The sequence below is a fragment of the Bacteroidales bacterium MB20-C3-3 genome (assembly GCA_035609245.1).
Taxonomy (GTDB): Bacteria; Bacteroidota; Bacteroidia; order Bacteroidales; family UBA932; genus Bact-08.
Map to the genome: position 1 here is coordinate 560,925 of CP141202.1, position 13,195 is coordinate 574,119.

Consider the following 13,195-nt stretch of genomic DNA (forward strand, 5'->3'; position numbering starts at 1 on the left):
CTATCTCCTCTTATTATGATTTGCATCAATGTATTTTATCTCCTCGTTAAACTTGTTTACGAGTTCATCCATTGCCTTCTCCGCCTGCTTTCTCATAGGGCTTTCTTCCGGCAATTGCTTAATATTGCTTGAGATATTTTTCATTATATCATTATATATCTCAAAAGTTGATATTAGAGTATTGTTATAGTAGTTATTCAGATTCATGTACTCCTCCATCATCCCCTCTTGCTTTGCTGCTTTCATGGCTTTGGTGATATCATTCACCCTGGATCTAGTCTCGTAATATTTTTGCCAAGCCAAGCTCTCGTATGGCTCTTGGTATAAACGCCGCACTACAGGGATATTTTGCTTTTCAGGAATATTGCCCTGAATTGCACTCCTGGTAGTCTTATACATATCGTTGATAAATCTGCCAAGGCCCCCAAAGTAACCTTCAAGAATATGCTCTGTGTATGCAGGACTTACATCTAATAACTCCCCGACTTTAGACCTGGATACATTGCCATCTTTATCAACTTTGACGCCGGCGCTCCTACTATCATTTCCTCCTCCTAATCGGTTTAATTCTTTTGCAAGGCCTACAAGGATAGGGTTTGTGCTTGAATAAGCATTCCGGAATCTTGGTAAATATCCATTGTCTGTCGCGAGGAAATTACCTCTTTCTATTGGCCTTGACATAAAGTCCATGTTGAGAGCTGTTTCAGCAAAAGGCCTTACAACAGTTGGCAGCATTGTCAACAGAACCTCGTCTGCTTTCCTTGGTATGAAAGCACTCTTGTCTAAGCCAACCAGGTTGATTGGAGACAACTCGGATATAATATTCTTAGAATATGTGTCCATTGCTTCAGCTGCGCTCTTCTTACCCATGACAACATCAAGTGCTAGCGGCCCAATATTGGTTAATGCTCTTGCTCCATGAGGCAGTGGAATGGTAATAAACTTACTATCTCCCGCCGGTATAACGAAGTTATTCTCCTTGATATAATCTGATAGGGCTAGATAACCTTTTTCATCATCGTCGTCACCAAAGAGAGAGAGACACCATGCTGCTAATGCCGTACGGATAGACATCATTGCCATGTTGTACAGAACAAATCCCTTTGGATTCTCCTTGGCTAGCTTGATATAGTTTGCGGAACCCTGAACAGATGCATTAAAGAAAGCATAGAAGGAGTTTACCTGAGAACTCCACTTTCCTTTTCTATTGAAGTTTGTTGTAACCTCTTTTGCCGCTAATGCGGCCTGTTTTTTCATTGTCTCGCTAGGCTGTTTGGTCCCTGCCTCTTTCGTTAGTCTTTCAACTTCTGTTAGATAAGTCGCAAACCTTACTGCATTTTCAGACATATGAGCAAGATAATCCAGACCATGATTAAGCACTTTGATTGTTTTCTTAGCATACACAGTCGGGCTTACACTTCCTGCTTTATTGGCCTCCTTAACAAGCTTCTCAACTTTTCTCTTATAATCTTGCTCTCCTAGCATATGAACATACCCGGTTTCACCACCACTCATCTTAAAGTCGTCATACATCTCTTTCAGGTAAGAGTCTTCCTTCCCTTTTGTGAAGTCTTTATGTATTGCAATCCATGCCCGACCAAGGTTTTTTGTCATTGTTAGTGAACTTCCTCCTCTTGCACTATAAGCCATTGTCCCAAAAAAGTAGTCGCGCAAAAAGTTTGTCAACATGAAGTCTGGATTCTTAGATGTCTTCAAAGCTGCCATTATTCTTGTCAGACGAGCAATACCCTCTGTTCTCTTCCATCTTACAACATCGTCTCCATTAATTGCAGCTGCTATTCTTGCGCCAATTGGCCCCTTAAATTCAATTAAAACCCTGCTCCCATCAATTAGTACTGGTACTTGATGCTTCTTGATATCTCCTCTTGACTTATGCCATTCATAGGTTTTATTGGGACTAAGCCTTCTTGCCATGCCGGCATCAATTAACTCTTGTGTCGGTGGCTCATATGTAGTCTCCCATATTGGCTCATCACCAATATCTGCTATGTTGACCTCCCACGCTTGTTTAATCAGGAACAAATCAGTCATGTGGTCATTGTTCTTAATCAGCCTCCATGCGTTTCTCCTGACTTCGTTTTTGCTTCCGGCAACAATAGATGTCTCAGCCATAGAAGCAATAAAGCCTAGCGGATTGTCAGCAAGAGAAGTACGACCCTCGGCATGCTTGTTGACAGGATTGAGTATCTCATGGCCCAAATAGTTGTCTCCAAACACGTCTTGATAGTCAATGTCCTCTTTCTCAGCCCAGCTCCTTAGTGGAACGTAAAACTCATACATATTAGACGTTGCAGCATGAACCTCCTTGCTTATAAGTCCATATTTCAAACTCTTGTCAAGCGAGAATCGGGTTGCTTTTCTAATATTATCCCAGAACATAACAACATCCTTAACCTCTTTCAATCCTTTCTCAAACTCATTGACGATATCCGCCGCCTCTTCATCTGACAGACCTGAGCGATTATTGCTCAACTCTGATTCGGCAACCTTGCTCAACATACTTATTGCTCGCTTCTGTATGTTTAGCGCAATCATATAGCTTAAAGAGTCCATTCCTTCAGGGAGAGGAGACCTGTTATCATGATTAAATGCAACATCATAGGCATTTCTCATTATCTCAGCAATAAGCCCGGCGTTTTCAGCAGAATTAATAAAATCAATCTGGCTCTGAATGTTTCTTATTGACTCGTCAATGGCTTTTATATCCTTTTCAGCGGTTGCACTCCTCCTCTTACCCTCGGCTTTGCGCAAATCCTTGTTAAACCCATAGAGGATTGATTCTCTTGCGTCCCTTATTACTATGTGTCTGTTGCGCTCTGGGGCGTGTTTTGCCATCATGTAGAGCGAAATCTCGTCTGCGGACTTGCCCTCCTTGGCCCACTTTGCAACTATATCAAGGATTGGTTTATAGTAGTTATCTTCAAAGTCATCAAGCTCAGCTTTTGCCCTTGATGAAGACCTGTTTTCCTCGGAAACGAAGTTTGAGAACACGCCTACCTTACCACCTCTTTTTTTAATCTCTTCAATAAGCTTTTTCCCGGATACCATCCTGTCCTGTAGTGCTTCAATTGTCTTTTCCCACTTGTTAAGAGTAATGTCATTGCTATCAAGAGTGAATGGCTCTCTCTCCTCTCTAAGTAGAACATCCGCCTCTGAGCGGAGTCTTGATTGTTTCTCCCTGCTCTTGACTATATCCGTCATTACCTCAATTGATGTAGCTTTCGCCTGGTCTTGCAATCTGTTTTTAGATCTCCAAAGCATGTATTTCATATCAGCATCACTCATATTAATGAAGACACCTACACTCCTAAGAGCATCACGAATAATTCCTTTTATCCTTTGCCACAAAGTTGGGTGTATATCGTACTTTGTAAGCTCTGAAAGATACTCTTCTGCAGCTGTAACTCGGTTATTGTACCTTGCAAAGTAATCAGCCTGAACACTCTTTGGCAGTGAAATAAATACCCTTTGCATGGTTTTCTTGAAGGTGTCTCCAAGTAAGTTTCTTAGGCCTTTATGCCCAACAACTTCATGAAGAATAGTTGTTTTAAGATCATTAATACTATTGTGTTTGCTAAGCACTATTGTTACCTCTCCACTTATTGGTCTAAACCACCCCTTGGCGCGACGATATCTACTATTGCTTGGATATTGCTGAGTATCGTATATAATTTTAACTTCTGTGTTAAGACTCCTGGCAAACTCTCTAACGGTATTAACAACTGTCTCAAGAGGTAAGCCCTTATAATCTACCTGTTCCATACCTGATTCAGGCATATATAAAGGCATTCCTATTGCAGCCTGTTCTTTAATTGCAGGAGTAATAGGGATGGATTGTACTGAGTATACCTCGCCCTTATATGTTTTCTTTAGATCTATTGGATACCCGGTCTCACTAAGCACAACTTCATAGCCAATATTCTCCATGTCGGAAACATATTGTTCAATAGGGTAAGAGCCATCGTCCTCTGCAACGGAATCCATATACTTTTGATACAATTCTTCTGCCTCCGGGGTAAGGTTTCTTTCTCCAGCGTCTTCATCATAAACTTTTTTGCCAATTGCTGGAATTTCAGTAGTCTCAACCTTTGCTCCAAACTTTTTACCAATCTTGTTAACCTGAGCCGGAATAATGTTGTCATAGAAAGCCTTCATGCCTGAACCGCCTACTTTGAGGTCGTTGCCTTCAAGCCTTGCTGGGTTGTGTTCTGTTGGATTTGATTTGTCATTTATTATTTTATTCGCTATATCCTTTCCTAAATAAGACTCTAATTCTGATTCTGTTAATTCAGACGGCTTGTTAAATTCAATAGATAATCCGAAATCATATGTTCCATTATCGTTTTTCCAATAATCAATAAAATCTGTTTGCTTACTCAGGTTATACCTATCAGCCTGCATCTCACCATTAGTCCACGCAATCCTGTCAAAACCATTCTCAGCAGCGTAAATCATCATTCTGCGGAGAGCGAGGTTTACCCATTGGTCGGTATTCTTGAAAGGCATATCGGGGACACCTTGTTCTTCAAGAATTGGATTTGTCTTAATTATTTCCTTTGCTTCTTCCTCGGTTTTAGCGTCAAGAAAAAATACACCAGCACCATCATAAACCTTATATATATCACCTTCTTTTTTATAATTAGGTTTGCCTGCAAACCCCTCTTTCTTCCCCTTCTGTGCCCAATCGGATTGTATCTCTTCAATAAACAGTACTCTCTCCCCTGATGGGGTTGTTCTCTCATTGAATCGGACATGAGCGAGGATGTTGGGTTCGTCGAAGTGGGAGGATTTGAATTGACTTTTATTGTCATAAGAATCCCTTCCTTTCTGCATTAGCACCCTAAATCTATCAAGGTCTTTTTGTGGAAAATCAATCTCATTATTCATTCTTCTTTGTAACACTTCTAACTCTTCCTTTTCAGCAATAGTAATCGTGTTTCCTTTAACCGGCATTGTCAACAACAACTCCTTGTAATTCTCTCCGCCGGGGAGTTGGTATTGGGAGTATTTGGTGTCTCCTTGTGGATAATAACCTTTGTAAATTTTGTTTTCAATATAATTTTTAGCTTCCTCAAACGTATTTTCCGCTGATAATTGTTTGCTTGTTAAGTCATTATATATTGCAAAATAATTATCTCTTTTGCGAATTGAATATAAAAAATTCATACCTGCCTTAGATGCGGAACCAATGGTATTACCGTCCTTTTCAGTCCACTTTATTTCTGGTTTTTCTGACTTCTCCACCTCCTGCACTTCAATCCTGTTCTGGTTTATCCAATCCTGTATTTCGGATTTGGTGATGATTAGCTTTACTCCCTGTCCTCCAATAGTCATTTTTGGATCAATATGGGCTACTCCAAATCGTTCCTCCCATCCCATCCACTCCATTTCAGCCTCTTTTGCGCCATTTTTCAATAGCATGGCCTTCCATTGTTCCGGAGTACCTTTTTCCTGTTTGATTGAATTCAGGGCCTGTTCTGTTGGGGAATAGAAGTAAGGTTGGCGGAACAACACAGTATTTCCAGTCTCTTCGTCAATTTTCTCGTCAATAGTGCTAAAGAAAGTATCAAAAGCATTGTTTATATCAAGCCTCTCCTGTCCTTCAGGGTATGGTTTAGCATCATATAAGGCTACATACACAGCGTTATTTACTGAGTGAACTAAATAGTCATTCTTAGCTCCTACTGCTTTTAGTTTATCATCAACATACGCCTCAAATCCCCTAGCGGCCATTTCAAGATTAGTGCTCCAATATGCGCTAGATCTTGATGCGTCCATGTCTTTACTCCCGTTATAGAATGTAGTGTTGACCTTCTTTAAATAGGTCTGGTCGCTCTTTGCATTCTCTAACTGGTCCTTTGCCATAACAACCCTATGGAAGGAGTAGAAATCAGCCCCTAGTGCGCTTCTGCCTGATATTACCTTTGTCAGCTCAGACAGTTGTTTTTGTACTTCATAAACGCTTTCAAATGAGTATTTCTTTTTTGTCTCGGCTTTTGAGGTAGGGCCAAAGTCATAGTTATTAACCCTTTCAATAAGAGCATCCCAACTCTTTAACTGTTCTGGGGTGGCTGCCTTTTTTCGTAGCCCCCACTTCCTGTCAACGGCTAACCATCCCCTAGTGTTCTGAAGAGCTCTAACTAAAGAATCCTTACTGCTCTCAAGTTTGTTTTCAAGCCTGGTAATGTCATATTCTGCCATTTCCTCCTTGTAGCGCATAGCTTTCCACACGCCATTCCAAGCTTTCACAACTTCATCTCTAACCTTCTTGTTATTATAGTAGTCTCCACTCAGGTAATCCCTGCTAGGGTCTGGCGATTTGATAACACCTTCTTCATTTGGAACAAATCCTTGATTCCCAAAAACACCAAAGTATGAATCCATCGCGTGAAACCATTCGTGCGCTAGTGCTCCGGCTCCGTTTATCTTCGTGAGGTTAATAACACCTCTATCTGCTTCAAAATGTGCAGCTGCATTAGACAGACCCTTACCCCTACTACCAAATCCAATTGCAAGTCTGCCTCCTAGCGACAGGGCTCTTGGAGATATATTTATTACTGCCGCTAGATCCACAAGCGCATCGTATGCATAATTGAGCATAGACTGTCTCTCATCGGAGGCCACCCAGTTGCCAAACTCTCCTCCTCTGAAGCCAAAAGTGTCCATAAACTGCTCTGGAGTAATATTGCCTTTGCGTATCTCTATGCCAATTCGTTCTATGTTGTCAAGGTGCGGCCTCTCAACTTTGACGTCCTTTGCTTCAATGATACTTACTGCGTTTACAGCCATGTGCAACATAGCCTCATCTCTTGACTTAAAGCCTTTTTTAATCTCCCAGAGCTTCCCGCTGCTCCATCTGCGATATATAGAATACTCATCATTGCTAGCTGACGAAGGGCGCACGTAATGATTTCTTGCAACCTCTAGTAATGGTATTGCGGATGCCGCCGCCTCAGGCGTGTCAAAGTTTTTCTGTACTATTTTAAAGAAGTTTCCGCTTACAATAGCAACTTCATACTTCCCATCTTTTGTGTCCCAGTCTGCGTAACTTGTACCTTTCTTTTGCTGAAATACTTTGTATTTTTTAGCCCATCCCGGTAATTCACTATCTTTTCCGGTACGGGTAAACCCTCTTTCAGCTACATCTTTACGGGCCATGCCAATTTTCTGACCAAAGTCTTGCAACTTCTCAGCAGTCTCTTGACTCTCTTTCAACTCAGCTTCTGACATCTCAGCACCCGGTTCTCCAGACTCGTTATCAACATCGGGCTGTAATACACCCTCCTCAATAGGAGTATCATTTTCAAGTTGCGCAAGTCTTTGCTTTCTCTTCTCTTCGACTCTTAGCTTGGCCTCATCTGCAGAAATAGTATTTCGCCTTTGTAGTTCGCTCGTTAGAGCAGTGAATTCTGAAAATTCAGCCTCGGTAAGGGTTCCTACCCCTGTATTACTCCCAGTTATAGGGGTGTTTGAACTCTTTAAATTCTCCTCCCTTTCATTTATTATGGATTCATACTCCGACACTCTTGACTCAATCTCCTCAATAGGAGCATCAACAAATGGCTGCTCAGATCGTATTTGCTTATACTCTGCAAACGGTTTAATCTTGCGAGTCTTATTCTCGGTCCACTTCTGGAAATCGTCAATAGATACCTCGGTGATATTACCAAGGCCCTGCCACCCCTCTTCGTAGTTTGCATTATAGGCCTTTGAAGCATCCTCAATAGAGTCAAATCCGAACATTACCTTGTGTTCATCAAATGAACCGTCCTGATTGACCTGGTCAACGACATATACTTTTTCAGATAGTGGATTCTCTCCCACGAAAACGTCTATATGCTCCCCATCCTTGCCTTTTGTACCAAGAATATAGCCATAGGTGTTATTCATAGTCACGCTCCACTCCTTGCCACCTTTGTCAACTCCTGACCTTGTAGATCCTTTTGGTTGCTCAATGGTAACATCGTAGCCAAGGAGCTTGATATGTCCCTTCTGATAATTACCTGCCTCTTTCTGTTTTTCGGTAGGCTCTGTGTTGACTCTTGCTTCTTCTTGCGCAATTTCCTCAATCTTCAACTGGCCCTGAGCTTCTCTCTCTCCTTGCTCAAGGTTTTTTGTTAAGACCTCAATTTTACGGTCTAATTCTGCAATGATTTTGTTTTGATTGTCAACAAGTGGCTGTGATGCTGATGGATCAAACCCCTCTCCCCCGAATAAGTCATTGGGGTCTTGTTTTGTGTCACCAAAGAGGCCGACACGTTCTGCACTATTAGCTATGAGTCTGTCTCTCTCTGCGATTGCTTCTTTCTTGGATTGATTGAGAGACTCTATCTCCTTTCTTAAAGGATTTACAGATTGTTCAGACTGTGCCAGCGCAGCACCTTGGAGAATAGTTTTATCCGTTCCTGTTCGTCCTCCTGGGCCTTCGTTGCTTCTTCCCTCGTTATTATACTGGCTTTGATTGCCAATGGCAGGGCCTCCCGAAACATCTGTACCAGCTCCTCGTTGGTATACTCCTTCTGCAATATTTCTTCCGGTTTCATCTTCAGGTAAATCTTCTGATTCGTTAATAATTCTCCATCTCTCCTCATCCTTTACAGAATCAGCTATTAAATTCAAGATGGTAGATGCATCTTGCTCTGATAAAGGTAGGTATTTTTCTGAGAAATAATCATCAATTATTTCTTCATATTCCTCTTCTGTGAGCTCTTCTTTAGAAGCTATATTTGATTTTATTTCCTCTGATTCATAGTAATCCTCTTCGTTAAAGCGTCGCTCCTGGTCCCTTCTGCTTGTCTCAATTATTTCAAAGAGAGTCCTTCTAGAGTATGCTTTTCGCATAACCTCTAGAACATCTGTAAATATATCAGAGTCCTCAAGGTTAACGAACAGACCATCATCGTCCATCTCTTTAATATAAAGAGCTAGATGCTCAGGGGACATCCCTGTTTTTTCATTTTGCAGACCAAAATATTTCCTATATTCCTTTCCTCCTTTCTTTAGACCTAGATGCCCGGCAAGTCCTTTTATCCCCTCGGCTTTATTGTCGTTCATCCTGAACTTAATACCGTCTCTTAGGATTGTCATTGCTATTGCCTCCTCTCTTGTAGTTGGCTCTCCAAATTTCATCAGGTCTTGCTGCATTGGTGTCAGCCTCTTTCCTCCAGGTCGTCTTGTTGGTTTCTGGATAGGCTTTGGATTGGAGATCTCTTGTGCTGATTCTTGTGCAACTTGTACAGAAGAAATATCTTGTTCAGGAGAGAGCATGGTTTTAGCTTGATTTAGTTTCGCAAGCTCTGTGTTAACAATCTTTATTTTTCTTCTGCGCTCAATTGCGTTTGTAGTCTTCTCAGCCTTTTTAAGGGCCTCCTTTTGCTCTGCTATCAAATCCTCAAGGACAGACAACGATTCGTCTGCAAACTCTGATTTAAGGGCCTCTGCGTACATCTTTGGCTCTGCTATCTGAGAGTAATCAATCTGACCTTGCTTGTCAACAGGAATTGATATGCCTCCGGTAATAGAATTGCCTGCTTCTGCTTGCTGTGCCTCTTCTATTGTTGCTGCTGATTCAGGCTCTTGGACTGGCTCAATAGGTAACTGCTGAACATCCTGAATTGGCAAATTGACTGCGTTAACATCTGCAGCGGGAGCCTCTTGTGTTACAGGAGGGACTCTCTGCAGGGACTCAATTTCAACTCTGTGTTCGTTGCCATCTCTGTCAACAACAAATATATCCTCCTCTGTTGCATCAATGACGGTTACTATCTCCTCTCCTATTGCAAACTCAGCTCCAGGTATTACCTCTGAAAGGTTTACTGGCTGACTCTGCGCACTCTCTTGTTGCTGAGCTACTTCATCGGCTATTTCTTGAGATTGAATGGCTGATTCAATAGGCTTAAGAGCATCCCTTGTTTTCAACCAATCATCTAGCCACGCTTTTGAATCAAATGTGCGAATATCTTCGATCTCATCTGAAAGGATGGTTTTTGATTCTCCGGTATTGACATTGCGAACAACCATCAATTCTTTTCCCAACTCAGACTTCAAGACATCGGTAATATACATTAACTCCTCGTTTGCGTTCTTGCCAATCGCAACTGTATCAGGAGACTTTCTCATTGTCACAGGGCCACCCATCTCTGCCTCTGCAACTGATAACAGACCCTCATATGCTCCTGCTCTCTCAGCGTTAATCAAAACAGCTTTTGATGCCGCGTCAATAACCGATTCAAGATCTTCATTAACCCCTTTCTTATTGATGACTTCTCTTAGATTTTGAAATGCTTGAATAACTGCACTCTCAGACTTATCTTCGTTGAAATATCCGTTTGAGTTTATTGAGTTCTGGACTCCTTCTATTGCTTGAATTATGTCCTGGTCATTAAGCTCTGATGCCTTAGTAGCCAGGTTTGCATTAGCGGTTTTTGCAGCAGAATTCAACCTCCCTTTTTCTACTGCATTAGCCACTCCTCCGGAGACTAATTGGGTGCCTTTGAAAATACCATTCATCAAAGCGGTATTCACTGCTATTGTGCCATAAAATTCAGGGTCTGCGAGTTGTTTATAGTCGTCTGAGCCTGTAAGAAGAGAGGATAAAAGAGCATTTGGAACCTCCTCAACGAAAATCTCTGTTGATATACCATGTATCTGAGCTTTGTCAAGAACACCACCCACCTTCTTATAAACAGGGTTAGCGGTAACTTTTTCAAGCGCACTCACATACTTAGACATCGGCCCAAGAATTCTCTTCTTTGCCAATAGGCTAGTAAGCGCACCCCTCCCAACAAGGTCACCAAACCCCTCTGTCATGTATTCAAGGGTGTTGGTTACATAGGACTTATAAAGGTCTCCTGCAAGCGTGTTGTCTCCCTTTTCAATTTGTCCATGTTCGTCTTGTGAGAAATTTCCGACTCTTCGTTTAGCCAGGTCTGTATAAAAAGTAGTCGTTAGAGGCGAGCGCAACATATTCCCTAGTACAATTGACCCTGTTTTCCTTACTGCATAATCAACAGCCTGTCTCTTACCCCCTTTAATGGCAGCCTTGAATGTCTCGGCTCCTGCTGCCTTACCAAGATTAACAGCCCCTGCAACACCTCCAGTGGCCATAATGTTGACGATAAAAGGGACCATCATCCTTCCTTGCGCTCCTGCCTTATACCAAAACCCATTATCCTTTGACTGCATCTCCTGCAACTTCATGTAAGAGTCAATGAGTTTTTGCTCTTCCGGGTTGATTGAGTTCTTATCCTTACTTGCCTTCTCAAGCAACTCAATCATATAGACATCATCCCTCATTGTCGATAGACCCATTGTCAGGAAGTCTTTGACGGTTCCTGATTTTGTCAGTCCATCCCAAAACTTTTTGATTCCCGGACTATTTGGATCTAGTGACTCTTGTTGTTCGGCAAGGTTAGCAACATCCCTACGGATAAGCATAGCCTTCATCTGTTTTTCTACATCTTCAAGCCTTTCCTTGTTCTTTTCATAGAACTCTCTCTCTTCCTTTGAAATTTTTGCCTTGCTCAGTAGTCCACCCAGCCCCATCATTCGACTTTCTCTTGCGTTATATCCTGTGAACGAATCCACATCGGGGATATTCATCTTCTGCTTAATTGCATTGAATTTTGCAAGCTCCTCCTTATGTCTATCATTCAGTTCCTTTAGCTCACCCTCAACATCACTAACAACGCTGTCTGCAGCTATAGGACTTGCCTGCTGAGCTACTTGATCAACACTCTTCGCAATAGGAGCATTCGCCTTGCTCATCAACGGCGCAGGAGCCTTATCTTGAATAACAAACGGATTCTGAGGCGCAAATGTAGTTTCCGCAGGCGATGGAAGTGGGAGGTTTCCTCCTGGTCTTCCGGCTGGAAATGGCCCGGTAATGTCTCTTAGAACATAATCGGTAAATTTCCTCTCATCCCCTATCTCCTCTTCGTCAAAAATTGTTTTGAGATTCTTGTACAAATAGGCTGCATCTGAGGCGCTTGTAATTGAATTCAGAAAGTCCTCTTTTTTGCCAAGCTCCTTTTCTGAAACCCTCCCTGTGCCTATGAGGTTGTTATACAACTTCTCCCTGCTATCAATTTGCTGAGCTTTTGAGTCTGTCATATCCTTATTCTTCTAAGAGATTTTTCTTTTGCTGTACTGACTTGCGAGGCAAAAATGATCCTGCTGATTTATCTGTGCTTTCTACCCCTGTATTTTCTGCGTCAAAATAATGTTGAAAATCTGCGTGGCCATCCTTCAGATACTTAAGCGCAACTGCACGAATGAGATTGTCTGTTGCTTCAAAATTACCTGTTCCCATCGCCCTGTTGATGTTAGAAATGTCATTCTTAATAGATCTCTCTAGTGGGGTCAGCTGATCATCAGGTTTAGTTTCAAGCCCCTTGTATCTGTCTGCGACATCATTGATTATCTGTTGAGCCTGCGACTTACCCATTGACCTCTGCTTCCCGGATGGGTCGGTATATACAAGAAAATTATTCTTTTTGACAGCTGTTTTGTCGGCTGTTGCTCTTGCCATTGAAGCATTTGCAGAAGTGGTAGATGCATTTGCTGATTGTTGTCTAATAGCCTGGTCTCTTGCTATCCTGTCAGCCTCAAATTGAGTGATGCCTTTTTCTTGAACTGTTGAAACATTAGCATTGAACTCATCTGATGCAGCAGAGTTAAGAAATCTGTTATTTTCTCTCTTGCGATTTTGATTGAGTGTTGCAAGTTTCTCTTGTTGCTCAATGTGATTTTTCAGCTGATTTTGATAATCCTCTTGCTTTGTCTTGCGAGCCAGCTCTTGATAGTACAGGTCTGACTTATATTTCTCATCTTGTATATTTGACAACTGAGATAACGACTGTTGAACAATAGGGAGGTGTTGATGCCTTGTCTGTGTATAGCCCCCTCCTGCCAGATTAGCAAGTGCGGAAAGGAAGTTTGTCCATCCCGCCATTTTCGCTGTTCTCGCTGTTCGTTGCTCCTTGTTTTCGAGCACGCTCTTATGCTGTCTTGCTTGCGCAATAGCATCTATGACTGATTGTCCCTCCTGATAGCGGAATGGCTGAAATTGCACCTGCTCATCATCAGTGAACACTTGTCTCTGCGCCCCTGGTTGCTTGCGTGTAATTGTAGCCTCAACCGGAATAATGCCTAGTTTTTCCTTATCTGTGCTCAT

General features: G+C 42.0%; 2 protein-coding genes. Both read right to left on the reverse strand.

From position 1 onward, the window contains the following. Positions 1-12,132, reverse strand: a complete 12,132-nt coding sequence (locus U5907_02530) for an LPD38 domain-containing protein (protein WRQ33533.1) — start codon at positions 12,130-12,132, stop codon at positions 1-3. Positions 12,133-12,136: 4 nt separating this feature from the next. Beyond that, positions 12,137-13,195, reverse strand: coding sequence for a hypothetical protein (locus U5907_02535; protein ID WRQ33534.1), 1,059 nt, complete (start codon positions 13,193-13,195; stop codon positions 12,137-12,139).